We start from the raw sequence: 24,405 nt of genomic DNA on the forward strand, positions 1-24,405 counted from the left end.
CGGCAACGCGCCGAGTAGCCGACGAAGCCGGGAGTCCGGACGGAACCGCGGGCAGGACCGCTCGCCGCAGAGCGCGCAATCCGTACCCGTCCGGTAGTGCTCGTGAGCCGATCGGTCGTGACCGCATCGGCAAGTCTGGTCGCCCACGGCGCTCAGGTTACCCAAGCAGGGTCTTCGGACCCGGGGTCGTCGAAGGTTGTGACCCACGTCGTCGCCACGGCGACGAGCGCGTCCCACCGGCACCGGGTGAAGAACTCCGAGATCACGATGAGAGTGACTTGAGAGCCCACGGCCCGATGATCTGGGCATGACCGAAACACTGAGATCCTCCACCGACCGACCAGCACCGAGCGCCGACGAGTTCGCCGAACGACTCTTCGGTTCGACGCTCGCCACCGCCGAGACCATGAGCGTGTACCTCGGCGAGCGCCTCGGGTGGTACCGATGCCTGGCCGAATCGGGACCCCTCACCGCCGACGGGTTGGCCGAACGAACCGACACCAACGCACGCTATGCCCGGGAATGGCTGGAGATGCAGAGCGCCTTCGGCATTCTCGACGCGGACCTGACCACCCGGCCGCACACCTTCGCGATCTCGCCGGGCGTCGCCGAGGTACTCACCGACACCACCAGCCTGTCGTACCTCGGCGCCCTCCCCCGCATGTTCGCAGCGTCGGCACGCCATCTGCCGGAGTTGCTCGATGCCTACCGGAACGGTGGGGGCGTGAGCTGGGAAACCCTGGGCGCCGACGCGCGAGAGTGCCAGGCCGATCTCAACCGGCCCTGGTTCGACGCACGCCTCGCGCCCGCGCTGGCGGGTGTCGAAGCCCTGCACGAGCGGTTGTCCCGGCCCGGGGCGCGGATCGCCGACGTCGGGTTCGGAGCGGGCCACTCGACCATCGCACTCGCGCGGGCCTACCCGGAGGCCACCTTCATCGGGCTCGACGTCGACGAGGCGTCGGTACGGATGGCCCGTGCGCATGCCGAGGCGGCGGGTGTCACCGACCGCGTGACGTTCCTCGTCGCCGACGGCGACGAGGCCGCGGCGCACGCCCCGTTCGACGCCGCCTTCGCGTTCGAGTGCCTACACGACATGCCGCGGCCGGTCGAGGTCCTCGCCGCGGTCCGGCGCGCACTGGCGCCCGGAGCTTCGCTGATCGTCATGGACGAAGCCGTATCCGACGAGTTCGACGGTCCCGCAGACGATCTCGACAAGATCATGTACGGGTTCTCGTTGCTGGTGTGTCTGCCGGACTCGATGAGTTCACCACCGTCCGCGGCCACCGGCACGGTGTTCCGACCGTCGACGCTGCGTCGGTACGCGCACGACGCGGGTTACGCGGGCGTGACGGTCCTACCCATCGAGGACTTCAGCTTCTTCCGCTTCTACGAGCTGACGACCTGACCCCGCCGGTGCGCGCCCGGCCCGCAACGAGGTGACGGCGACGTCGACGACATCGGACGGAGCCGTGGCGGCACCGGTCGCGACGAGATCGTCCGTCACCGCCTCGCCCAGCGCGGCTCGGATTCGATTCTCGACGGAACCAAGTCGCCCGACGTCGTTCCCGAACGGATCGGACCCGGCCACCTCGTGTGCTCGCCGGGTGGCACCGAGGATCAGAGCGGCCTGTTCGCACCGCCCGAGATCGACCAGGACGTCGATCACAGAGCGCAGGGTCACCCACTGATTCGTCCAGTTTCCCGCTTGCCGAAAATGCTCGAGCACCTCCACGTACGACCGGGCGGCGGCGTCGGTTGCGCCGGAACGGGCCTCGATCGACGCCCGCGACGCCATCGCCACCCCGAGCAGATACCGGTCACCGTGCCGGCGCGCGGACTCGATGGCACCCTCGAGGAGTTGCCGCGCCCGCCCGGGATCGGCGTCGAGCAGACACTCGCCGGACACGTAGCGACACCAGGCCGCGACAACGTCTTCACCCGCTGTGGCACAGGCGATCTCGAGGGACCGCGCAGCCGGGTACGCGTCCTCGCCGCGGTAGGCGCGGATGAGCAGTGCACTGATGTCGGCCATGTGCGCCGCCCCCGGCATCCCGGCCGCCAGTGCGAGTTCGCGGAACGTCCGCGCGTCGTCGAGCGCAGTGTCGAGATCCCCCTGAAACAGGCCGATGTCCACGAGCATCATGTGGAGGTAGACGCGGACCGACGGGTCTGGGCCGGCGTCGAGGCCCCGGCGCGTGCACCGCCGCGCGGTCGGCAGGTCGCCATCGAAGCGGGCACCGCCGGCCGACACCGCCCACACCGCGGACCCGAGCGACGAGTCGTCGTGACGGTCGATGAGCATCCGCGCCCATGCGGTGACCTCCGGACTCATGGTCAGTTCGAGGAAGGGGATCGACCCCTGCAGGATCGTGTCGGCGAGAGCGGGATCGTGAACACTCGCATGGTCGATCGCCTGCCGCACGTCATCGAGCCGTTCATCGATCAGGCGCGCGGCGTCGAGGTGTCCGCGACCGTAGACCTCGCACCCCAACGGACCGAGCCAATCCGCGACCCACGCGGTGTGCGCACACCGCGCACCGTCGAGGGCGTCCCGACTCGCCAGTGCATCGATACCGAAGGCACGCAACGTCTCCAAGAGGAGGTAGCCCCCCGGATCGACCGACACCATGCACGCGTCGACCAGTTCGGCCATCGCATCGGCCACGTCTTCGCGGTCCAGCACTCCCGTCGCCGCGGCCAGGAACTCCGCATCGTCGAGTCCGAACCGGGAGGGGAAGATGCTGAGGACGTCGAACAGACCACGCGCCGAGTCGCTCAGCAGTCCATAGGACCAGTCGACGAGTGCGTGCAGGCTCCGGTGCCGGGGCGCGATCCCGCGCGGACCGCGCAGGACCCGGAAACGCCAGTGCAGTCGGTCGACGAGCACTGCCGGCGGTATCGCGCGCGCCTTCGTCGCCGCGAGCTCGACGCCGAGCGGCAGGCCGTCGAGCCGTCGGCAGATCTCCGCGATCGCCGGCGCCGTTGCTTCGTTCAGCTCGAAGCGTGGATCGCGTGCCCGGGCACGGACACAGAACAGCCGGACGGCATCCGACGACTCGATGGCGGCGGGCGCCGCATCCACGTCCGGCACCGGAAGTGGATCAAGGGAGATGATCTGTTCGGCGGCAATTCCCAGCGGCACCCGTGAGGTCGCGAGCACCGTGATATCGGGGCACCGATCCTGCAGCGCGACAACGAGTTCGACCGCTGCCTCGAGGACGTGCTCACAATTGTCGAGCACGAGCAGTCCGCGTCGACCGGTCAGCGCGCCGGTGAGTGCGTCCAGGGCCGCGACATCGCGACGCATCGACAGGCCCGTCGCCGAAGCCACCAGGTGCACCACCGCGTCGCGGCTCGCGACCGCTGCCAGTTCGGCGAACCAGACGGGACGGTCACTCGCCGACCGGACATGGTGCCGGACAAGCGCCGTCTTGCCGACACCACCGGGGCCGAGGACCGTGACGACCCCGCGTCCCCGCACGGTTGCCGTCAGGCCCGTCAGGTCGGCATCCCGGCCTATCAGCTGGCCCGAATCATGGTTCGCCGCGCCGATTTCGGTATGTGGTACCGCGACTGTTCCGGCCGGCCGCCGATCCCCGCGGACGCGGCGCGGCGGCGGGTCCCCGTCGAGGATGCGGGCATGCAGCTCGCGGACCGACGGGGCCGGGTCCGTGCCGAGATCCTCCGCGAGGCGTCGACGCAACCGTTGGTAGGCATCGAGCGCCTCGGCCGCACGATCCGTCCGCCACAGCGCCGCCATGACCCGGAGGTGGAGCCCCTCGCGATAGGGATGATCATCGACGAAGGGCAGCAGCCGGACATAGGCGTCTTCCGGACGGCCGAGGGTGACCAGGGCATCGGCAGCTGTCTCCGCGGCCAGGACACGCCGTTCGAGGAGCGCCCCGACCTCCGGCTGCGCCCAGGCACAGTCGGCGAACTCGCCGTATGGCGTTCCATGCCACAGACTCTCGGCCTGGTCGAGCAGATCGACAGCCAGCTGGGGCTCGGCATCGACGACGGCGACGGCCCGTGCCACGGTGTCGTCGAAGAGCAGTGTGTCGACATCGGTCCGATCGACGATGAGCGTGTACCCGGGCGCGGTCGTGACGACTCGCAGACGGCCGTCGACCTGACGTCGCCGCAAGGTGGTTCGTAGTCGGAAGACGAGGTTGTGCAGGGCCGACTCCGGGGTGGCCGGCGGCGCGTCGGGCCACAGGATGTCGGTCAGCCAGTCCACATCGGCCACCGCATTCGCGCGCGATGCCAGGGCGGCGAGCAGACAGCGGAGGCGAGGCGTGCCGAACTGCGGTCGGGACACACCCGCGTCATCCGGTGTGTCCACCGGACCCAGCAGAGTGAGACAGACCATGGCCTTATCATCGCAGGATGTCCCCCAACCAGGCGGAATCCGAACAAACGACATCGAACGGCCCGGGGTCGAGCCGTCCCCCGAGGATCCTCGGCGACGTGGACTCCGCGACCAGCGACCGTGCCAGCCGGTGGTGGTGGGATCACGACGCGGAGAACTATCACGTCGAGCACGGCGACTTTCTCGGTGCCCATGCCGCAGGCGGGGATTTCGTATGGTGTCCGGAGGGTTTACGCGAGGCCGATGTCGGGCTCCTGGGGGACATCGAGGACCAGGACATCCTCGAAATCGGCTGCGGTTCGGCGCCCTGTGCCCGGTGGCTGGCCGCGCACGGCGCGCGCGCAGTCGGCGTCGACCTGTCGCGGCGGATGCTGGGCATCGGACTCGACGCGATGGCGGCGGAAGGCGTGCGGGTCCCGCTCGTCCAGGCGACCGCCGAGACCCTGCCCTTCGCGGCCGCGTCGTTCGACGCCGCCTGTTCGGCCTTCGGCGCGGTACCGTTCGTCGCCGACTCGGCCGGGGTGATGAACGAGGTCGCACGGGTGCTGAAGCCCGGTGGGCGTTGGGTTTTCGCCGTCAATCATCCGATGCGCTGGATGTTCCTCGACGATCCCGGGCCGGAGGGCCTGACCGTACGGATCCCCTATTTCAACCGCACGCCGTACACCGAGACCGATGCCGACGGAACGTTGACCTACGTCGAGCACCACCGCACCATCGGTGACCGTGTTCGCGAACTCCGGGCCGCCGGGTTCATTCTCGACGACGTCATCGAACCCGAGTGGCCGGACGGTTTCGACCGCACCTGGGGGCAATGGAGCCCGTTGCGCGGCAGCTACTTTCCGGGAACAGCCATATTCTGCAGCCACAAGGCCGACTAGCGGCGCTCACAGCAGCTTCGACAAGAACTCCCGGGTCCGCTGTTCTCTCGGATCGGCGAGGACCTGACGAGGGTTCCCCTTCTCCACGACGACGCCGCCGTCCATGAACACGAGCTGGTCGGCGACTTCCCGGGCAAAACCCATCTCGTGCGTGACGACCAGCATGGTCATGCCCGACGCAGCCAGCTCACGCATCACCTTCAGGACATCGCCGACGAGTTCGGGGTCGAGCGCCGAGGTGGGTTCGTCGAACAACATGAGTTTGGGGTCCATCGCGAGCGCACGCGCGATGGCGACACGCTGTTGCTGGCCACCCGACAGCTGGGCCGGATAGGCGTCGGCCCGGTCGGACAGGCCGACCCGGTCCAGCAGGTAGCGGGCTTTGTCGACCGCCTCCGAACGCGACTGACGCTTTACCTGCATCGGCGCCTCGATCACGTTCTCGAGGGCCGTGCGGTGCGGGAACAGATTGAAATGCTGGAACACCATGCCGATGTCGCGTCGCTGGGTCGCCGCGTCCTTGGCACTCATCTCGTGGAGCTTGCCGTTGCGTTCCCGGTAGCCGATCAGATCACCGTCGACGTAGAGCCGGCCGGCGTTGACGACTTCGAGGTGGTTCACACAGCGGAGGAACGTGGACTTCCCCGATCCCGACGGACCGATGAGACACAGCACCTCGCCGCGCGCCACCTCCAGCGAGATCCCCTTGAGGACCTGGACCGAACCGAAGCTCTTGCAGACCCGGTCGGCCACCACCATCGGCGGCGGCGATCCGCCGGCGGCCGGTGCGGCCGTGTCTTCTGCGGGACTCATGCCTTCTCTCCCCCTGCCGGCCCGGCGGCGCCGCCGGGCGCAGTGGCCGCGCCGTCGGCCATCGTCTTGAGTTGCCGCGCCGTGAGCTGTCGGGTCGCGCCCTTCGCGTAGTAGCGCTCCACGTAGTACTGGCCCACCATCAGGACGCTGGTGATGACGAGGTACCACGTGGACGCGACGAGAAGCAGCGGGATCGGCTCGAAGATCACGCCCGAGATGTCCCGCTGTCGTCCGTAGAGGTCGAGGGTGAGCGGCACCGCCGCCACCAGGCTCGTGGTCTTGAGCATGCTGATCAGCTCGTTGCCGGTGGGCGGGATGATCACCCGCATGGCCTGGGGCAGCACCGTTCGTCGCATGGTCTGCGCCCACGACATACCCAGTGCCACCGACGCCTCGGTCTGTCCTTCACCGACCGAGGACACACCGGCGCGGACGATCTCGGCCATGTACGCGGCCTCGTTCAGGCCGAGTCCGATGACCGCGAAGAGGAACGCGGCGTTGAGCGTCTGGATGTCGAGCGACACGAACTGGTGCACGAACGGGATGCCGAGGTCGATCTGCTTGTAGATCGCCGGGAACAGGCCCCAGAAGACCAGCTGCACGTACACGGGGGTGCCGCGGAACACCCACAGATACACCCACGAGGTCCCGCGCAACACCGGGTTCGGGCTCAGCCGCATGATCGCGAGGACGACGCCGAGCACGATGGCGATGGTCATCGACAGCAGGGTCAGCGCGAGCGTGTAACCGACCCCCGACAGGATCCGCGAGTCGAAGAGATAGTTGCCGTACGTGCCCCAGCTGTAGGCCTCGTTGGTGGCGGCACCGTAGACGAACAGTGCACCCAGCACGACTATGATCACCGCCGCGACCCACTGTCCGGGACGACGGAGCGGAACCGCCTGGATCGGTTCGGGTTCGTCCGGCGGGGAGGCGGCGGTGCTGTGCGGTGACGTCATGTCAGCTCACCGCGCCGTTGATGACGGAGACATCGATCATGCCCTCCTCGAGGCCCCAGTTGGCCGCGATCTCTTCGTACTGTCCGTTGTCCATCAGGTACTGCACGGCCCGCTGCAGTGCGGGCGCGAGCGGTGAGCCCTTCCGCACCGGCCACCCGTACGGCGCGGAGTCGAAGACCCCGCCAGCGGGCTTCAGACGGTCGTCGGTGCGTTTGATCGCGTAGGCCGTGACCGGTGAGTCGGCCGACATCGCGTCCACCCGACCCAGGATCAGTGCGTTGACGGCCTCGTCCTGGCTGTCGAACCGGACCTTGTCGATCGCCGGTTTCCCCGCAGCGACACACGCCGCGCTCTTGGCGGGAACCTCGTCGGTGTCCTCGTAGGTGGTGGTCTGCACCGCGACTCGGAGGCCGCAGGCGTTGTCGGGGTCGATCTCGTCGTCGTTGTCGCTCGCCTGCGCCCACTGCACGCCCGCGCTGTAGTAGGTCACGAAGTCGACCTGCTTCTCGCGCTCGAGGGTGTCGGTGAACGACGACATCCCCAGCTGGTAGGTCCCGGCCTGCACCGAGGGGATGATGGTGTCGAACTGGGACTCCTTGTAATCGGGTACGAGTCCGAGCACCTTGCCGACGGCGTTCATCAGGTCGACGTCGTAGCCGATGATCTTTCCCGATGCGTCCTTGAACTCATTCGGCTGGTACGGGATGTTGACCCCGACGATGAGGCGTCCGGTGCGCGCGATCTCCGGTGGGACCAGCGCGGCGATCTCCGGCACCGTCGCGACGTCGACGTCGATCGGGACGACCTGACCGGCGCGCTCCCGCGCCTCGTTGTCCACGCATCCGGTCACGACGACCAGGACGGCGAGCAGGACGCCGAGCCAACGAGCCACCCGCGTCACACCACTACCCTTCGTCCGGCCGATCGCACCAACTCACTGTAGTTCGCCCGCCGCACCCCGGCTCGCCACCCACCGTTCACGCGTGTGCGCGCCCGTTTTCGGTCCTCAATCCGAGAGTCCCGCAAACCATTGCTCCCGAGACCGAAAGAACAACAAACCGCTGGTCTATGTTGTGCAAGCGATGCCCCCCTCTGCTCCCTGAGGTGCGAGGAGCGCTAGCGACGAGCCACGAAGGGTTGGCGACGCATCTCACCAAGACCCTTCGTGACGGCCTCCGCAAGCTCCGGCCTCCTCAGGGAGCAGTAATCGGACCCGCTCCGAGCACAACGAATTGTTTCGTAGTCCGCTCGCAGAGCTCACCCCTCGACTATCCGCCGGACCACCGCGTCGGCGAACTCGGCGGTGCTCGCCTCGCCGCCCAGGTCGCGGGTCGCGGTGTGCGCGAGCGTCTCGGCAACCGCCGCGTCGATCCGGGCACCGGCCGCGACGAGGGCCGCGTCGTCGGTCATCTGCCCGTACCTCTGAAAACCCATTGCCACCGAGGCGATCATCGCGACCGGGTTCGCGATGCCGCGCCCGGCGATGTCGGGTGCGGCACCGTGCGACGCCTGCGCCATCACGCGGGACTCCGAGCTGTTGACCGAACCGGCGATGCCCAGCGAACCGGCAAGCTCGCCGGCGAGGTCGGACAGCACGTCGCCGAAGAGGTTCTCGGTGACGAGGACGTCGAAGTCCGCGGGACGCCGAACCAGCAGCGCCGCCATGGCATCGACGTGTTGCTCGGACACCTCGATCTCGGGGAACCCGGCGGCGATGTCGCGGCATGCATCCCGGAACAGGCCGGTGGTCATGCGCAGGACGTTCGCCTTGTGCACGATGGTCAACCGCGGCTGCCGGTCGGAACCCGCACGCTCGATCGCGGCGGCGCATGCGACTCGCGCGATTCGCTCCGACGCCGCGCGTGTGACGAGCCCGACCGCCAGTGCCACGTCGGGTGTCGGCATGAATTCGCCGCTGCCGACCGCCATGTTGCGATCGGCGTAGAAGCCCTCGGAATTCTCCCGCACGACCAGGACGTCCATGTCCGGCCGGAGCGCCGGAACACCCGGAAATGCCCGGGCGGGACGGAGATTGGCGAACAGGTCGTACCGGGTTCGCAGGACCGCTCCCGGCGTGCGGTCCCCATGACCCGGCGGGTACGCCGCCGAGTCGTGGGGGCCGACGATCCAGAAGCCGAGCTCGTCGAGGGCCGTCAGCGTCTCCGCCGGCACCGGATCGCCGTGCGAGGTGATCGCAGACAGCCCGAAAGGTAAGTGCTGCCAACTGATCTCGATCGATTCCGCACGAGCGGCAGCCTCGGCGATCGTCACCGCCGCCGGCACGATCTCGGGTCCGATCCCGTCCCCGACGAGGACTCCGAACTCTCTGTCCCGGTCACCCATCAGTGAGCTGCGTCGTCCCAGGAGCGTCCGAACCCGACCGACACCTCCAGCGGGACGGACAAGGTGATGGCATTACCCATCTCTTCCCGGACAACGGCCTCGACGGCCTCCCGCTCACCCGAGGCGACCTCGATCACGAGTTCGTCGTGGACCTGGAGAAGTGTTCGCGACGTGAGCCCTTCAGCTGCGAGGCGCTTGTGGACGTTGATCATCGCGACCTTGATGATGTCGGCGGCGGTGCCCTGGATGGGAGCGTTGAGCGCCATCCGTTCTGCGGCCTGCCGGCGCTGCCAGTTGTCGCTGTTCAGATCGGGCAGATACCGCCGGCGACCGAACAGTGTTGCGGTGTACTCGTTTCGGCGGGCCTCGGCGACCACGTCGTGCAGATAATCGCGCACCCCGCCGAACCGCGCGAAGTACGCCTCCATCTGCTCCTTGGCCTCGTCGCGGCTGATCTTGAGCTGGGCGGCGAGCCCGAATGCGCTGAGCCCGTAAGCGAGTCCATACGACATGGCCTTCACCCGGTGGCGCATCTCGGTGGTGACCTCGTCGATCGGCACCCCGAAGGCCCGTGACCCGACGAAGTTGTGGAGGTCTTCCCCGGTGTTGAAGGCCTCGATGAGGCCGGCGTCCTCCGACAGGTGTGCCATGATCCGCATCTCGATCTGGCTGTAGTCGGCGGTCATGAGGCAGTCGTAGGGCACACCGGTCGCGGTGTCGGCGCCGACGATGAAGCCGCGCCTGATCTCGCGGCCCGCCTCGGTACGCACCGGGATGTTCTGCAGATTCGGTTCGGTGGACGAGAGGCGTCCCGTCGCGGCGATCGTCTGATTGAACGTCGTGTGAATACGTCCGTCGGCCGCGACCGACTTCAGCAGCCCGTCGACAGTGACCTTCAGCCGCGTCGCGTCGCGGTGCTCGAGGAGGTGTGCGAGAAAGGGATGCTCGGTCTTCTCGTACAACGACTGCAACGCGTCGGCGTCGGTGGTGTAGCCGGTCTTGGTCTTCTTCGTCTTCGGCATGTCCAGCTTGTCGAAGAGAATGGTCTGCAACTGTTTCGGCGAACCGAGGTTGATCTGTTCTCCGATGACCTCGTAGGCCGCCTCGGCCGCGGCGCGGATCCGGTCGGCGAACATCCGCTCGAGGGCACCGAAATGATCGACGTCGACGGCGATGCCCGCGGCCTCGGCATCGGCGAGCACGAACGACAGCGGCAGTTCCATCTCGGTGAGCAGCGGTTTGGAGTCGATCCGGTCCAGTTCCGTGTCGAGCGTGTCGGCGAGTTCCTGGACCGCCCGCGCCTCGAGCATGTGCTGTTCGGCCACCCGCCCGTCCGAATCGTCGTCGAGCAACGACATCTGGCCGTCGCCCGGGCCGCCGTCGGCGCGCAGTTCACGACGCAGGTAGCGCAGCGCGAGGTCGTCGAGGTTGAACGTCCGTTGTCCCGGTCGGACCAGGTAGGCCGCGAGCGAGGTGTCGCTGGTGACACCGTCGAGCTTCCAGCCGCGTGAGCGCAGCGCGTGTACGGCCCACTTCGCCTCGTGAACCGCCTTCGGCGCGGACGGGTCGGCGAACCAATCCCCCAGTGCCGCCTCGTCTTCGGGATTCAGCGCGGTCACATCGACATAGGCGGAGGTCCCATCGGCGGCCGCGATCGCCACCCCGGTCGGGTCCGCCCCGACCACGACATGCGGGGCGGTGACGGCGAGACCGACGCGACCGGTGCGCGCATGCTCGGTCAGCCATCCGGCGACCTCACCGGCACCCAGGACCGCGCCGTCGAGATCGAAACCTGCTTCCGCCTCGGGTTCGACCGAACTCAACGTCGAGAAGAGACGGTCCCGCAACACCCGGAATTCCAGGTCGTCGAACAGCTGGTGGATACGGTCCCGGTCCCACCCGACCATGGCCAGGTCGTCGGGGGACGTCGGCAGCTGCATGTCCCGGACGAGTTCGGTGAGCTGTCGGTTGGTCTGTACCGACGCCAGATGAGCGCGCAATGCGTCGCCGACCTTGCCCTTGACCTCGTCGACGTGATCGACGAGGGCCGCGAGCGACCCGTACTCGCGGATCCACTTCGAGGCGGTCTTCTCCCCGACTCCGGGGATACCCGGCAGGTTGTCGCTGGGGTCGCCGCGCAGCGCGGCGTAATCGGGGTACTGGGTGGGGGTGAGACCGTACTTCTTCTCGACCTCCTCGGGCGTGAACCGCGTGAGGTCCGACACGCCTTTGCGCGGATAGAGCACCGTGGTGGAGGCGTCGACGAGCTGCAGCGAGTCGCGGTCACCGGTGACGATCAGGACCTTGTATCCGTCCTCCCGGGCCCGCGTCGCCAAGGTCGCGATGATGTCGTCGGCCTCGTAACCCTCGATGGCCAGCACCGAGACACCCAGCGCGTCCAGGACCTCTTTGGTGAGATCGACCTGGCCGTTGAACTCGTCCGGGGATTTGGACCGCTGCGCCTTGTACTCCGGATACATCTCCGACCGGAACGTCTTGCGTGAGACGTCGAAGGCCGCGGCGATGTGCGTGGGCTCCTCATCGCGCAGCAGGTTGATCAGCATCGAGGTGAAGCCGTAGACGGCGTTGGTCGTCTGACCCGAATGGGTTTTGAAGTTCTCCGCCGGGAGCGCGAAAAACGCCCGGTACGCCAGGGAGTGCCCGTCGAGCAGCATCAACACCGGCTGCTTGGTCTTGCCCTTGGCTCCGGGTGCCGCCTTGCCCGTCGATCCGGTGGCCTTGGCTGGGGTCGTTGCCGGGGAACTCTGCGCTGGACTCACAATCGCCGAGTCTAGTGACCGCCCCCGACACAGCCTGCCGGACTCCTCACACTCGGCCGCTCACGGGAGGGGCCGGTACATGGACCACACCTTGGGGCCGTCGAGCGGCAGTTCGAACTCCTCGGTCACGCTGAACCCGAAACGCTCGTAGAGGGGCACGTTGCGGACGTTCGAGCACTCGAGATAGGCGGGTCCGTCGATCTGCTCGAGTCGATGCCCCAGGAGAGACGTGCCCACCCCGACCCCGTGCACCGGCGCCCCGATCTGACCGAGGTACCAGTGCGGCTCCTTGGGACGTCGTTTGCCGAACTCCTCCTCGAGCTTCATCCCGCGGCTCATCCGCGAGCCCATCGCCCGGAAGAAGCCGACCATCGACACCATCTGCGACAGGGCCGAGACCTTGTGGCCCGGGGGATCCCAGGCGGCGGCACCGACCGGTTGCCCGTCACGCATCGCGAGATCGAGCGTCGAATTCGGGCCGTGGCTGTACTTGAGCAGGGTGCGGAACATGATGAGGTGCCGCGCCGTGTCGGGCTGCATCCAGACCGTCACCGGGTCGTCGGCGAAGGCCTGCGCCAGGAGCGATGCGGCGAGTTCGACGTCTGAGGTGGTGGACACGCTGACCGGGACCATCGGACCAGCGTACGACCCGGATCGGGTCTCCGACAGCACATCGCGACTTCCCGACTGGGCAGCGTCGAGGAGAAGTTACCTCCGGGAAACGTCGTTGTCGCCACGTGGTGACGACGCTGGCGCTAATGTCCCGCAGGGTGACATCGCAACGCGCCGGCACCGCGCCGCAGACGCCGCCACGATGCGCTCTCGACGACCGTCCCGATCGCGAGAGCCATCCGCCTGGCCACCTTCCACCGATGCGCCGGTCGGCGATCGCGATGCTGGTGTTTCTCGCCGCGTCGATGCTGTTCGGGCTGTTCGGCGCCTCCCCGGCCGCGGCCGCGCCCGGCGACTCGGTCCGCGTCTTCGGCGTGCTGCGCAACGGTACGGACAAGGTCGCCGGCGTCGAACTCGAGGCCAAGGACGCATCCGGAACCGTTGTCGGCACCGCGACCTCGTCGGCCACGGGTGCGTGGTCCATCAACGTGCCACCCGGCCAGTACACGATCGTCATCAACACCGACTCACTCCCCGACGGCGTCGAGGTCCAGAAGGCGGAGCTGCCCGTCGACGTCAGTGGGGGCACCGCGCGACCGGTCATCTTCTCCTTCGGCGACGTCCGCACCGGCACCGAGGTGTCGGCGGTCTCCGAGCTGACACGGCTGGCCATCGACGGCATACGGTTCGGCCTGATCATCGCGATCACCGGCGTCGGTCTCAGCCTCATCTTCGGCACGACCGGGCTGACGAACTTCGCGCACGGCGAGTTGGTGACACTCGGCGCGGTGATCGCATGGGTGATCAACGTCAAGCTCGGCGTCCAGCTGATCCCGGCGACGATCCTGGCGGTGATCGTCGGGATCGGTATCGGCATCCTCAACGAGCTCGGTCTGTGGAGACCGTTGCGAAGACGACGAACCGGGCTGATCGCCATGCTCGTCGTGTCGATCGGCCTGTCGCTGGTGCTGCGCTACCTGATCCTGATCTTCTTCTCCGATCGCGCCGAACCGTTCGACGACTATCAGGCGCAGACCCAGATCGGCTCGGGCCCCTTCGCGATCACACCGGTCAACCTGGCCTGCATCATTATCAGTATCGTGGTCCTACTCGGCGTCGCACTGCTGTTGCAGCGCACCAGGATCGGCAAGGCCATGCGAGCGGTCGCCGACAACAAGGACCTCGCCGAGTCGTCGGGTATCGACGTCGACCGGGTCATCCTGTTCGTGTGGGCACTGGCCGGCGGTCTGGCGACGCTCGGCGGCGTGATGTTCGCGCTCTCCGAGCTCGGCGGCCGGGTGCAGTGGGAGATGGGCTTCAAACTGCTCCTGCTGATGTTCGCCGGCATCACACTCGGCGGTCTCGGCACGGCCTACGGCGCACTGCTCGGGTGTGTCATCGTCGGTCTGCTCGTCCAGTTGTCGACCTACATCCTCAGTCCGGACCTGAAATACATCGGCGGGCTGCTGATCCTGATCATCATCCTGACCATCCGGCCCCAGGGCATTCTCGGATCTCGAGCGAGGATCGGCTGACCCATGGACATCATCTCAGCGCTCCAGATCGCGATCGCCCAGCTGATCGGCCCGTCGGCGATCTTCTACGCCCTGCTGGCCATCGGCCTGAACCTGCACTTCGGCTACGCCGGCCTGCTCAACTTCGGCCAGATCGCCTTCGCACTGCTCGGCGGATACGGCGTCGGCATCATGGCGGTGAACTACGACCAGCCGTTGTGGCTCGGCGCCCTCATCGGCATCGCCGCGGCCGGGATGCTGGCCGTGGTGCTCGGCCTGCCGACCCTGCGTCTGCGCGCGGACTATCTGGCGATCGTCACCATCGCCGCATCGGAGATCCTGCGTCTGGTCTTCCGTTCGACGTCGACCGACGATTTCACCCGCTCCACCAACGGCATCTACGGATACGCGGGCAGCTTCTTCTCCATCAGCCCGTTCGACAACGGCAAGCAGTACTCGTTCCTCGGGGTCAAGTTCCTCGGCGGCGACCTGTGGTCGATGGTGGTCGGCTGGATCGTCGTCGGCCTGCTGTGTGTGATGGTGTATCTGCTGGTCCGCAGTCCGTGGGGCCGCGTCCTCAAGGCGGTGCGCGAGGACGAGGACGCCGCCCGCTCGCTGGGTAAGAACGCCTACTTCTACAAGATGCAGGCCCTGGTACTCGGCGGTTGCATCGGCGGCCTCGCGGGTGTCTTCAATGCCTTTGCGACGCAGTCGATCAATCCCGACTTCTACTCGACCGCACAGACGTTCTTCGCCTACGGCGCGCTGATCCTCGGCGGGGCGGCGACGGTGTTCGGTCCGGTGCTCGGTGCCATGTTGTTCTGGTTCCTCCTCGCCGTGCCCGACGCACTGCTGCGGCAGGCCACGTCCGGCGACGACCCGCTGTTGAATCTGTCCGCGCAGCAGGTCGGCGCATTCCGCTACGTTCTGCTCGGTCTGGCGATCATCCTGATGATGGTGTTCAGACCGCAGGGCCTGCTCGGGAACAAGAGGGAGGTGCAGCTCGATGCCTGACGACTCCGCCTACACGGGTACTGCGGCCATCCGGGCGACGCGCCGGGACCTCACCGCGCTCTCGGCCACCGAGCGTGCCCAGCTGTTCGCCGGTGTGGCCGCCGAGTCGGGTTCGCCCAAACCCGATCCGATCATCGTGGTGGACAACATCTCCCGTACTTTCGGCGGCATCAAGGCGGTGCAGGTCGATCATCTCGAGGTGCAGCGCGGCGCCATCACCGGCCTCATCGGCCCCAACGGCGCGGGCAAGACCACCTTCTTCAACCTGATCACCGGCTTCGACAAGCCCGACTCGGGCACGTGGTCGCTCAACGGCGACTCCCTGGGCCGGATGGTTCCGCATCAGGTGGCCCGCCGTGGCATGGTGCGCACCTTCCAGCTCACCAAGGCGCTCGCGAAACTGACTGTGCTGGACAATGTCCGACTCGGCGCGACCGGGCAGCGGGGCGAGCATTTCCTCGCCGCACTCGCGCCCTGGGTGTGGCGCAGACAGGAGGCCGAGGTCACCGAACGCGCACACGAGTTGCTCCGGCGCTTCAAGCTCGACGCCAAGGCCGACGACTTCGCCGGCTCCCTGTCGGGCGGGCAGCGCAAGCTGCTGGAGATGGCGCGCGCCCTGATGACCGACCCCGAGATCGTGATGCTCGACGAGCCCATGGCGGGCGTCAACCCGGCCCTCACCCAGAGTCTGCTCGAACACATCAAGTCGCTGCGGGACGAAGGGGTCACGGTCGTCTTCGTCGAACACGACATGGACGTCATCCGCGACATCAGCGACTGGGTCGTCGTGATGGCCCAGGGTCAGATCATCGCCGAGTCGCTCCCGGATCGCCTGGGCGACAACGACGCCGTCGTGGACGCGTACCTCGGCGGGCATCACGACCAGGCCCTGGAGTTCGACGATCAGGGCCGGCCGGTGGGCGCCACCGCGGTCCTCGCGGAGAAGGTCGAGGCGGCCATCGAGGCCACGCTGGAGGAGGGCGGCGATCTCTCCGAGGTCACCGAGTTGCCCTCGGCGACCCCCGACACGAAGGACGGACGATGAGCACCGACCCCGGTCCCGGACAGCTGACGCCCGCGCAACTCGCGGCCACCGCCGAGGAGCACCGCAAGCTGGCCGGCGACGCCCTGATGCGGGCCGACGACATCACCGCCGGCTACCTGCCCGGCATCAACATCCTCGAGGAATGCAACTTCTACCTCGGTGACGGGGAGATCGTCGGGATCATCGGCCCCAACGGTGCCGGGAAGTCGACGCTGTTGAAGACCCTGTTCGGACTGATCCCGGTGCGCAAGGGTTCGGTGACCCTCCGTGGCGACGACATCACCTCGGCAAAGGCCCATGTTCTCGTCGACAAGGGTGTCGGTTACGTCCCGCAGACACAGAATGTGTTCTCCGCGTTGACGATCGAGGAGAATCTCGAGATGGGCGTCTATCTGCGGCCCAAGACCTTCGCCAAGCGATTCGACTTCGTGTCCGAACTCTTCCCGCTGCTCTCGGAACGGCGAAAGATCAAGGCGGGTGCGCTGTCCGGCGGCGAACGGCAGATGGTCGCGATGGGCCGTGCGCTGATGATGGACCCGGCGGTACTGCTGCTCGACGAGCCGTCGGCCGGTCTGTCCCCGATGTTCCAGGACGAGGTGTTCATCCGCTGCAAGGCCATCAACGCGACCGGCGTCTCGATCATCATGGTCGAGCAGAACGCCCGGCGGTGCCTGCAGATCTGCGACCGCGGGTATGTCCTCGACCAGGGCCGCAACGCCTATACGGACACCGGCCGCAACCTGGCCACCGACCCCAAGATCATCGAGCTCTACCTCGGCACGCTCGCGGGCAGCTCCGAGAAGAACTGAGGTCATAGGCCCGTCCCGACGGCACTTCCCCCGCCGACCGCACCGACGACGAGACCCCCGGCCGAAGCCGGGGGTCTCGTCGTGTGCGGGTCTTACTGCGCCGCGACCGAGACGTACTTGCGCGTCGGGGTGAGCAGCTTGTTGGCGTCGTCGAACTCCAACACACCGTACGAGCCGACACTCGGCTCACCGGCTGCGTTGAACGCCAGGTTGCCGGTCTTGCCGACGTAGGCGATCGTCTTGCCACCGTTCAGCAGGTCCAGGCAGGCCTGGTAGGAGTCGCAGTTCTCCTCGCCGTTGGTCACCCCGATGATGTTTGCCGCGATCGCGCGGCCGTCGGTCGACTTGGCCGCGGTGGCCGCGAGTGCACTCAGCACCGTGGCGTCGTAACTCTCACCCGAGTAGTTGAAGTCGATGAGATCGCCGTCGACCTCCTTCAGGGCCGCCTGGAAGTCACCGCTGGTCTGGGTGAGCGGCGTGGTGCCCTTCATACCGGCGAGCAGGCCCGGACCGACGGCCTCACCGAGGGCGTTGCCCATGTTGCCGTCGACACCGTAGACGAGCTTGCCGTCGCTCGGGCCGATGCCCACCTCGTGCATACGTGTGATGATCTTGGCGCTCTCCTCGAAACCGATGACCGCGATGCCGTCTGGGTTGAAGTTCTTCACCTGATCGACCTCGGCGTTGAACGACTGGGCGTTCGGGTCGTAGATGATCTTCTGGATCTGGTCGGCCGGGACACCCGCGGCCTCGAGATCGCGAACGGTGTTGTCGGCCAGTCCGGTTCCGTACGGGTCGTTGAGCGCGAGGATCGACACGCGCTGCACGCCGTCTTCGGCCATCGTCTGCGAGAGCGCCTGCGCCTGGAGGGTATCCGCCGGTGCGGTGCGGAAGTACTGCCCCTTGTCCTCGTAACAGGTGAATTCGTCGGAGGTGTTGGCGGGCGAGAACATGACCGCACCCGCATTGGCGACCTTGTCGATCACCTTCAACGACACCGAGGACGACGCGGCACCGATGATCACCTGCGTTCCGGCGCTGAGTTCGCGGTCGACGGTGGCGTTGGCCGTGTCTGTCGTGGTGTCTCCAGAGTCACCGGTGACGAGCTCGACGGGTTGGTCGAGAACCCCGCCGGCGGCATTGATGTCCTTGATCGCGAGCTCCACGCCCGCCTCCATGGGCGGTCCGAGGAAGGCCAGCGAACCGGTCGCCGGGAGCAGGGTGCCGACCTTGAGTGCGGCCGTGCTCGCCGGGCCGGGGACAGCCTTGGGCGGGTTGCACGCCAGCTTCTGTGCGAGGCCGAGGCCCGGAGGTGCGGGGGTCGACTCGACGGCGGCACTCGACGACGCCTCGGAACCGCCGTCGGAACCCGAATCTGAACTGCTACAGCCCGCGATCACCAGCGTCGCCGCCGCGGTCACGACCACTGCCCCGCTCCTCAAAAAGCGTACGGACATCGATGCTCTCCTTGCGTCTGGCCTGCGCGTTCGGCGTTCGGCCGGTGCGTTCGGCATTTGTCACGAAGGCGGCGCATCGCCGTAGGGCGAACCGCGCCTCGCAGGAGAAAAGCTAGCGCGATCTTGTTGCGGCTGCGTAAAGACAGTGAAACTGGTTTGCGCGCAGAGGCATTGCGTCGTCCAGGGGTTCTGGATCAGTCGCTGCCGAGCGTCTCGACGACAACCTGCGCAACGGCTTTCATGGTGGTCCGGCGGTCCATGGCCGCGCGCTGTATCCATTTGAAGGCCTCTGGTTCGGACAGAGCCTGCTTCTCCATCAGCAGGCCCTTGGCCCGCTCCACGAGCTTGCGGGTCTCCAGCCGCTCGTTCATGGTCGCGACCTCACGCTCGAGCTGTTTGAGCTCCTGGTAGCGACTCACCGCCACCTCGATGGCCGGCACCAGATCGGCCTTCGTGAACGGCTTGACGAGGTAGGCCATGGCACCGGCGTCGCGCGCCTTGTCGATGAAGTCGCGTTGGCTGAACGCGGTCAGCATGACGACCGGGGCGAGGCGCTTCTCGGCGATCTCGGTCGCGGCATCGATACCGTCGCGCACGGGCATCTTGATGTCCATGATCACGAGGTCGGGGGCCAGCGACTCGGTCAACTCCACGGCGACCTGCCCGTTCGGCGCCTCGCCGACGACGTCGTAGCCCTCTTCACGCAGCATCTCGGTCAGATCCATCCGGATCAACGAATCGTCCTCGGCCACCAGCACGCGGTGTGTTGTCGTGGTCTCACCGGCTGCGGTCGTCGCACTGTCGGTCACCGTCACCATCCCCTCCTCCGCGTCGCTGACGCCACGTCTGTGTGCACGCAGAGTACCGGTTGGCAGGCCGCTCGGCCGATCATCTAGAGTTGGTTCCCGGCGCGGGCAACCCGCGCACTGGCCCCCGTAGCCCAATTGGCAGAGGCAACGGATTCAAAACCCGTCCAGTGTCAGTTCGAGTCTGACCGGGGGCACCAGAAACGACCTGATCACCGCCCGCTTTGCGGCGGCTCGGCACACTCACCAGGCCAACGCCGGTTCGCAGCCGCCGACGCCGATCCCGACATCGTCGCAACGCACTGTCCGGACCCCGAACAGACGCCTCAGGAGCTCATCGGCACCCAGGTCGGTGTGCTCCGCCCAGCGTCGGACACGGTGTCGTGCACGCGACGCCGTGAGCGTGACCGACGCCGGCCGCAACCCGCCGAAGTCCACCGTCACCTGGCCACCCTCCCCCGGTGCGACGCGCGTCGCGAGGAGCGCGAGCGAATCAGCGGAGAAGACCACGGGCCCGGCAACCTCGACGACGAACCTGCACCGCGACAGCGTCGACGCGTCCGGGCCACCGATCCGGATTCGCGAATCACGGACTCCGAGCTGAGCAACCAGCGTTTCGGCGTCGTCCCCGACAAGCCAGGCGGCGGCATCGGACCCGCGCAGGGCGCTGCCGACGGTGTGCAGCAGCGAAGCCGCGGTGTGGCCGTCCGTCGACACCAGCACGACGATGTCCGGGATCGGATACAGCAGCCCGGCGGTCCGGGCCGCCGGGTCGGTGACGAGCGGGGCGAGGGCCAACGCTTCGACATTCTTCGCCGAGACCCGTTCGGACACAGCGCGTTCTGCCCAGTCGGGTCCGTCGTGCCAGGCGACGGCGTCGGGTTCGTGAGCGAACACCGCACCCATCATGAAAGCCCGGTTCGCGAATTCCCAATCCTCTCCCCCGTACTGGACGAACGAAGGGTCGAATCCTCCCACGTCGTCGAACAGCTGTCGGCTGCAGCTCATCACCGCGCTGATCATGTACTTGTAGCCGTCCCAGCCCGGGACCAGGAGGTTGGATGTGCGGTCATAGGCGTCGACCAGCCACTCGGGTTCGTGGTCGTGCGCGGCCTCGAGATGCCGCTGGGCGGACAGCCATTCGACCACCGAGCGCGGCTCGACCTGACTCAGGTCCCCGTGCTTACGACGGCCGACCACGAGTACATCGGGCACCGCGGCGGCCAGTCGGACCATGTGCGAGATGTAGCCGGCGGTCGGAACCGTGTCCGCGTCGAGGAAACACAGCACCGAGCCGTTCGACGCAGCGACACCCAGGTTGCGGGCGGCTGCGGCTCGAAATCCCTTGTCCTCCTGCCTGACCACGGTGATGGCCAACCGGGAGGTCCACGCGCTCACATCCGGGGGAACTCTCGATCCGTCGTCGGCGACCACCACCTCCAGTCGATCCGGCGGATAGGTCTGCGCCGTCAACGCCTCGAGGACCAATGAGAGTTGGTGTGGCTGCTCGTAATACGGGATCACGACGCTCACCAAGGGTCTCGACGAAGTACTCCCGACCAGGTCCCAGCGATTGTCGGGCACGATGGTCCGGCCATCGTCGAGTCCGACGATCGTCACGCACTCCACCGCCGCAGCAACAGCTCGTGACTCCGACCGACATCGGCGGCGGTCGGCGACGGCGACACCGCCGCATCGATCCGCGTGGATTCCGGCTCCGCGAACGCACTCTCGATGGCGGCCCGGAGCGCAACGTCGTTGTTGTCGTGCATCGTGAGCACGCCCGGCGACCGAGCGGCGAGTTCCTCGGTGTAGGCGGTCCGCGGAACCAGCGGACGACGTCCGGCCGAGATCCAGGAGTTGATCGAACCGGATGCCGACATGTGCCGGTGGTATGCGACCGGAACCGTGACGTCGGCCGACGCCCGGCGGAGTTCGTCGTCCGTCAGGTAGCCGGTGATCGTGCATCGCCTCCCCGTGTCCGCGGCGAGCTTCGCGAGGTCGTCGGCGAGATCGTCGTGGCCGGGCGACGGAGTTCCGAGCGCCACGAAGCCGACCGATGGATCGAGACCGGCCATCGCTCGGAGCGTCTCGATGTGACCCTTCCCCGGATACAGGTAGCCGAGCACACCGACGGTCAATTCGTCTGAGTCCGAGGGCTTGTGGGCACGGACGGCGTCGAACATCAGCGGCACTACCTCCACCTCGATCGACGCGTCGACATACTCGGCGAAGAGCGACGCCTCGTGTCGGCTGGACACGATCACGCCCGCCGAAGACCGGGCCACCGCTCGGAAGAACTCGATGCGGGCCGGCATCGCCCGTCCATCCGAGGGCTGCGGCAGATCGTGCAACGTCACCGAGACCGGACGTCGGAGCCCCGCAATCATGGCGAGCAGGTTGTCGCGCGCTCGCAACGGAGTGTGTCCGAACAGACGGTCGGTCACGTGCATGTGCACGTGTGCGCACTCGGCCAGAACCGAGGACACGCCGGCACAGCGCGTGCGGAGGTGTGCCAGTCGATGATCGCCACCCTGGGCCGTCACCGCGTCGAAGACAGACTGGGCATACCGCACCACACCGTGCGAGCGGGGTCCGACGAGGAGGTGCCCCACTGGGCTCGTCATGACATTCCCAGGATCTCGATGAGATCGCCGTACCGGTCCAGCACGGCGTCGATGAACTCGGGATGCTCTGCGTACCACTGCATCTGACTGCGGTGCACCTCTTTCTCGGTCAGCACCGCACCGTCGACGTCCCAGGACGTCCGCGGGGGCGCCTGGATACCGAGCGCGTCGATCACCCGTCGTTCCAGCGGCGCCCGGATGTTGCCGAGCAGGTCGCGTGACGGCGGGACCGGCGCCGATGCCCCGAGCGCCTCGAGAATCCGACCGCCGAGGGTCAGTAGTACCCGGTTGCCGGGATGGTTGATCGTATGTGCGGCGTCGGCCCCGACGTCGAGCAGGATGTCGGAGATCCCGACGTCGCAGTGTCGCCGCTCGCGAACCTCGAGCTGGGCCACACTCCACTGTGCGGCCTCCCGGAAGCGGTCGGCGGAGACCTCGACATCCCATTCGTCGAAGCGGGTCCGGCCGGCTCTGACCGCCAGGACGGTCCGGAGATCGTGGTAGGGAACAGCAGCGGGTACTGCGGACGGTCGCGCGGGATGTCGGGCGATGACCTGAAACGGGAACAACCCGCCGTAGCGGATGACCGGCCACACCACGACGGTCGCGGCCGGCGCTATCTCCGCGAGGTCGGGTCCACCGATCGGGAGCCCCCGGTATCGGGCACGTACCGGCTGAGAGACGATGACCGCGGCCCGGCGGACGAGGCGTTCGACATGAGCGATGTCGGTGGACTCGAGTTCGTGGACCGGTGGGACTCGAATGGTGCGGAACGGAAGGTCCGGGGAGCTGGACAGCACGATCCGCAGCGCTTCGGCCTGGCAGTTTCCCCAGACGACGAGCAGCTGCTCGTCATCGTTCATCTGCGCCTCGGTGACGCCGTAGAACTCGCCGTAGTGTCGGGTCCGCCCGTCCACCAGCACGGTGTCACTCGACGTCATACGCACTTCGCTGTGGTCGAGCGACCTGGTGGTGTGCTGTCATCGTGTGTATCGACTCCCCTCGCGGACAACCGGCCGACCCCAGCTCCTGGTATATCCGTTCGTCTCGCTGACGAATCATCGGCTTGGTCACACTGCCCCGGTCCCCAAACATTCGGAACGAACCGGAAACCGGACGGGTGAGCGACGGCCCCGGTGATCAGATCACCGGGGCCGTCTGCCGTACAAGAGGTGACGTCACAACGTCCGGGCGATGATCTCCTTCATGATCTCGTTGGTGCCCGCGTAGATCTTCTGGACGCGGTTGTCGGCCCACAGACGCGCGATCGGGTACTCGTTCATGTAGCCGTACCCGCCGAACAGCTGCAGGCACTCGTCGGCGACCACCATGGCCCGGTCACTGTTCCACCACTTCGCCATGGCGACGGTCGGGATGTCGAGCTCGCCCTTGATGTGCTTGTTGATGCAGTCGTCGACGAACACGCGCGCGATCCGTGCCTCGGTCGCCGCCTCGGCGAGTTTGAATTTCGTGTTCTGGAAGCTGAAGATCGGCCGGCCGAATGCCGTGCGGTCCTTGGTGTAGGCGATGGTCTCGGAGACGGCCTTCTCCATGCCGGCCACCGAGGCCAGCGCGATGATCAGCCGTTCCTGCGGGAGCTGCATCATCAGCTGGACGAAGCCCTGGCCCTCTTCGGGGCCGAGGAGGTTCGAGGTGGGGACGCGCACACCATCGAAGAACAGCTCCGAGGTGTCCTGCCCTCGCTGGCCGATCTTGTCGAGTACCCGGCCGCGTCGGAAACCTTCGCGCTCGGCCTCGACCAGGATGAGCGAGATGCCCTTGGCTCCCTCGGAGACGTCGGTCTTGGCGACGACGATGATGATGTCGGCCTGACCACCGTTGGTGATGAAGGTCTTGGAGCCGTCGATGACTTACTCGTCGCCCTGCTTGATCGCCTTCGTCTTCACATTCTGCAGATCCGATCCGGTACCCGGTTCGGTCATCGCGATGGCGCCCACCGCCTCGCCACTGGCCATCTTGGGCAACCAGGTCTTCTTCTGCTCCTCCGAGCCGTACTCGAGGATGTAGTGCGCGACGATGCCGTTGTGCAGGCTGACGCCCCACGAGCTGTCGGCGACGCGCGCGCCTACTCCTCGATGAGCACGGCCTCGTGCGCAAAGGTGCCACCGCCGCCGCCGTACTCTTCGGGAATCGACATGCAGAGCAGGCCGAGGTCACCGGCTTTGTTCCACAGGTCGCGGTCGACATGGTGCTGCTCGATGAACTTCTCGGTGTTCGGCTGGATCTCCTTCTCACAGAAGCTACGTGCGAGATCCCGCAGCGCGGTGAGATCGTCGTCTTCCCAGGAGGACCGTTCGGTCATGGTGTGCGTACCTATCCACGATTGACAGTGTCAACGGTGAGCGTAACAGTCAC

Annotated in this window: 18 protein-coding genes, 1 tRNA gene and 1 pseudogene; 7 read left to right on the plus strand and 13 right to left on the minus strand. The window is 67.1% G+C overall.

Going from position 1 to position 24,405, the window contains the following annotated elements:
• Window positions 1-307 precede the first annotated feature (307 nt).
• Window positions 308-1,405, plus strand: a complete 1,098-nt coding sequence (locus MVF96_RS14310) for a class I SAM-dependent methyltransferase (RefSeq protein WP_068971359.1) — start codon at window positions 308-310, stop codon at window positions 1,403-1,405.
• On the opposite strand, the gene MVF96_RS14315 is transcribed toward MVF96_RS14310, so the two are convergent.
• On the minus strand, window positions 1,355-4,369 hold the full coding sequence (locus MVF96_RS14315; protein WP_247449441.1) for an ATP-binding protein: 3,015 nt from the start codon (window positions 4,367-4,369) through the stop codon (window positions 1,355-1,357). The two genes, MVF96_RS14310 and MVF96_RS14315, sit on opposite strands and share 51 nt — an antisense overlap.
• 17 nt (window positions 4,370-4,386) lie before the next feature.
• Between MVF96_RS14315 and MVF96_RS14320 the strand changes: the two genes are divergently transcribed.
• The gene (locus tag MVF96_RS14320) at window positions 4,387-5,250 is read left to right on the plus strand and encodes a class I SAM-dependent methyltransferase (protein ID WP_247449442.1); all 864 of its coding nucleotides are present in this window, start codon (window positions 4,387-4,389) and stop codon (window positions 5,248-5,250) included.
• Window positions 5,251-5,256: 6 nt separating this feature from the next.
• Here MVF96_RS14320 and MVF96_RS14325 read toward each other — a convergent pair whose 3' ends face one another.
• From MVF96_RS14325 to MVF96_RS14350, 6 genes are all read right to left on the minus strand, one after another.
• The gene (locus tag MVF96_RS14325) at window positions 5,257-6,063 is read right to left on the minus strand and encodes an amino acid ABC transporter ATP-binding protein (RefSeq protein WP_272498183.1); all 807 of its coding nucleotides are present in this window, start codon (window positions 6,061-6,063) and stop codon (window positions 5,257-5,259) included.
• Complete coding sequence (locus MVF96_RS14330) at window positions 6,060-7,022, minus strand: amino acid ABC transporter permease (protein ID WP_247449444.1); 963 nt, start codon at window positions 7,020-7,022, stop codon at window positions 6,060-6,062. Before MVF96_RS14330 ends, MVF96_RS14325 begins: the two co-directional genes overlap by 4 nt.
• A 1-nt stretch (window position 7,023) precedes the next feature.
• Window positions 7,024-7,923, minus strand: a complete 900-nt coding sequence (locus tag MVF96_RS14335; protein ID WP_205334149.1) for an ABC transporter substrate-binding protein — start codon at window positions 7,921-7,923, stop codon at window positions 7,024-7,026.
• Window positions 7,924-8,279: 356 nt separating this feature from the next.
• On the minus strand, window positions 8,280-9,365 hold the full coding sequence (locus tag MVF96_RS14340; RefSeq protein WP_247449446.1) for an isocitrate/isopropylmalate dehydrogenase family protein: 1,086 nt from the start codon (window positions 9,363-9,365) through the stop codon (window positions 8,280-8,282).
• Window positions 9,365-12,145: a DNA polymerase I gene (gene polA / locus MVF96_RS14345; RefSeq protein WP_247449448.1), complete on the minus strand. Its 2,781-nt coding sequence runs from the start codon at window positions 12,143-12,145 to the stop codon at window positions 9,365-9,367. Before polA ends, MVF96_RS14340 begins: the two co-directional genes overlap by 1 nt.
• 60 nt (window positions 12,146-12,205) lie before the next feature.
• Window positions 12,206-12,778 carry a GNAT family N-acetyltransferase gene (locus MVF96_RS14350; protein WP_247449450.1) on the minus strand — a complete coding sequence of 191 codons (573 nt, stop codon included), beginning with the start codon at window positions 12,776-12,778 and terminating at the stop codon, window positions 12,206-12,208.
• Window positions 12,779-13,038: 260 nt separating this feature from the next.
• On the opposite strand from MVF96_RS14350, the gene MVF96_RS14355 reads away from it, so the two are divergent.
• The 4 genes from MVF96_RS14355 to MVF96_RS14370 are packed head-to-tail and all read left to right on the plus strand — an operon-like array spanning window position 13,039 to window position 17,139.
• The gene (locus MVF96_RS14355) at window positions 13,039-14,292 is read left to right on the plus strand and encodes a branched-chain amino acid ABC transporter permease (protein ID WP_058251876.1); all 1,254 of its coding nucleotides are present in this window, start codon (window positions 13,039-13,041) and stop codon (window positions 14,290-14,292) included.
• A gap of 3 nt (window positions 14,293-14,295) precedes the next feature.
• Entirely contained in the window at window positions 14,296-15,285 is a 990-nt protein-coding gene (locus tag MVF96_RS14360; RefSeq protein ID WP_247449452.1) for a branched-chain amino acid ABC transporter permease, read from the plus strand.
• Window positions 15,278-16,330 (plus strand): ABC transporter ATP-binding protein, encoded by a 1,053-nt coding sequence (locus MVF96_RS14365; RefSeq protein ID WP_065632383.1) that lies wholly within the window; start codon window positions 15,278-15,280, stop codon window positions 16,328-16,330. The genes MVF96_RS14360 and MVF96_RS14365 overlap by 8 nt, the downstream gene beginning before the upstream one ends.
• On the plus strand, window positions 16,327-17,139 hold the full coding sequence (locus MVF96_RS14370; RefSeq protein WP_065632382.1) for an ABC transporter ATP-binding protein: 813 nt from the start codon (window positions 16,327-16,329) through the stop codon (window positions 17,137-17,139). The genes MVF96_RS14365 and MVF96_RS14370 overlap by 4 nt, the downstream gene beginning before the upstream one ends.
• Before the next feature lie 92 nt (window positions 17,140-17,231).
• Here MVF96_RS14370 and MVF96_RS14375 read toward each other — a convergent pair whose 3' ends face one another.
• Window positions 17,232-18,596, minus strand: a complete 1,365-nt coding sequence (locus MVF96_RS14375; protein ID WP_058251839.1) for an ABC transporter substrate-binding protein — start codon at window positions 18,594-18,596, stop codon at window positions 17,232-17,234.
• Window positions 18,597-18,790: 194 nt separating this feature from the next.
• A complete protein-coding gene (locus tag MVF96_RS14380; RefSeq protein ID WP_068972546.1) occupies window positions 18,791-19,414 on the minus strand; it encodes an ANTAR domain-containing response regulator in 624 nt (207 codons plus the stop codon).
• 111 nt (window positions 19,415-19,525) lie between these two features.
• On the opposite strand from MVF96_RS14380, the gene MVF96_RS14385 reads away from it, so the two are divergent.
• Window positions 19,526-19,602: transfer RNA gene (locus tag MVF96_RS14385), tRNA-Leu, on the plus strand.
• Window positions 19,603-19,645: 43 nt separating this feature from the next.
• Here MVF96_RS14385 and MVF96_RS14390 read toward each other — a convergent pair.
• The 4 genes and pseudogenes from MVF96_RS14390 to MVF96_RS14405 all read right to left on the minus strand — a co-directional run bounded on the left by MVF96_RS14390 (window position 19,646) and on the right by MVF96_RS14405 (window position 24,352).
• Window positions 19,646-21,022 carry a glycosyltransferase gene (locus MVF96_RS14390; protein WP_247449453.1) on the minus strand — a complete coding sequence of 459 codons (1,377 nt, stop codon included), beginning with the start codon at window positions 21,020-21,022 and terminating at the stop codon, window positions 19,646-19,648.
• Window positions 21,019-22,029, minus strand: a complete 1,011-nt coding sequence (locus tag MVF96_RS14395; RefSeq protein ID WP_247449455.1) for a glycosyltransferase family protein — start codon at window positions 22,027-22,029, stop codon at window positions 21,019-21,021. Before MVF96_RS14395 ends, MVF96_RS14390 begins: the two co-directional genes overlap by 4 nt.
• Window positions 22,026-22,970 (minus strand): WcbI family polysaccharide biosynthesis putative acetyltransferase, encoded by a 945-nt coding sequence (locus MVF96_RS14400; protein WP_247449457.1) that lies wholly within the window; start codon window positions 22,968-22,970, stop codon window positions 22,026-22,028. The genes MVF96_RS14395 and MVF96_RS14400 overlap by 4 nt, the downstream gene beginning before the upstream one ends.
• Window positions 22,971-23,207: 237 nt before the next feature.
• Window positions 23,208-24,352, minus strand: a pseudogene (locus tag MVF96_RS14405) (acyl-CoA dehydrogenase family protein).
• Between the last annotated feature and the right edge of the window lie 53 nt (window positions 24,353-24,405).

The organism is Gordonia hongkongensis, from assembly GCF_023078355.1.
GTDB lineage: Bacteria > Actinomycetota > Actinomycetes > Mycobacteriales > Mycobacteriaceae > Gordonia > Gordonia hongkongensis.

Bases quoted from the DNA above. Each gene is read 5' to 3' on its own strand.
- MVF96_RS14310 (WP_068971359.1), top strand. From the start codon at position 308: ATGACCGAAACACTGAGATCCTCCACCGACCGACCAGCACCGAGCGCC.
- MVF96_RS14315 (WP_247449441.1), bottom strand. From the start codon at position 4,369: ATGGTCTGTCTCACTCTGCTGGGTCCGGTGGACACACCGGATGACGCG.
- MVF96_RS14320 (WP_247449442.1), top strand. From the start codon at position 4,387: ATGTCCCCCAACCAGGCGGAATCCGAACAAACGACATCGAACGGCCCG.
- MVF96_RS14325 (WP_272498183.1), bottom strand. From the start codon at position 6,063: ATGAGTCCCGCAGAAGACACGGCCGCACCGGCCGCCGGCGGATCGCCG.
- MVF96_RS14330 (WP_247449444.1), bottom strand. From the start codon at position 7,022: ATGACGTCACCGCACAGCACCGCCGCCTCCCCGCCGGACGAACCCGAA.
- MVF96_RS14340 (WP_247449446.1), bottom strand. From the start codon at position 9,365: ATGGGTGACCGGGACAGAGAGTTCGGAGTCCTCGTCGGGGACGGGATC.
- MVF96_RS14350 (WP_247449450.1), bottom strand. From the start codon at position 12,778: ATGGTCCCGGTCAGCGTGTCCACCACCTCAGACGTCGAACTCGCCGCA.
- MVF96_RS14355 (WP_058251876.1), top strand. From the start codon at position 13,039: ATGCTGGTGTTTCTCGCCGCGTCGATGCTGTTCGGGCTGTTCGGCGCC.
- MVF96_RS14360 (WP_247449452.1), top strand. From the start codon at position 14,296: ATGGACATCATCTCAGCGCTCCAGATCGCGATCGCCCAGCTGATCGGC.
- MVF96_RS14365 (WP_065632383.1), top strand. From the start codon at position 15,278: ATGCCTGACGACTCCGCCTACACGGGTACTGCGGCCATCCGGGCGACG.
- MVF96_RS14370 (WP_065632382.1), top strand. From the start codon at position 16,327: ATGAGCACCGACCCCGGTCCCGGACAGCTGACGCCCGCGCAACTCGCG.
- MVF96_RS14375 (WP_058251839.1), bottom strand. From the start codon at position 18,596: ATGTCCGTACGCTTTTTGAGGAGCGGGGCAGTGGTCGTGACCGCGGCG.
- MVF96_RS14380 (WP_068972546.1), bottom strand. From the start codon at position 19,414: ATGGTGACGGTGACCGACAGTGCGACGACCGCAGCCGGTGAGACCACG.
- MVF96_RS14395 (WP_247449455.1), bottom strand. From the start codon at position 22,029: ATGACGAGCCCAGTGGGGCACCTCCTCGTCGGACCCCGCTCGCACGGT.
- MVF96_RS14400 (WP_247449457.1), bottom strand. From the start codon at position 22,970: ATGACGTCGAGTGACACCGTGCTGGTGGACGGGCGGACCCGACACTAC.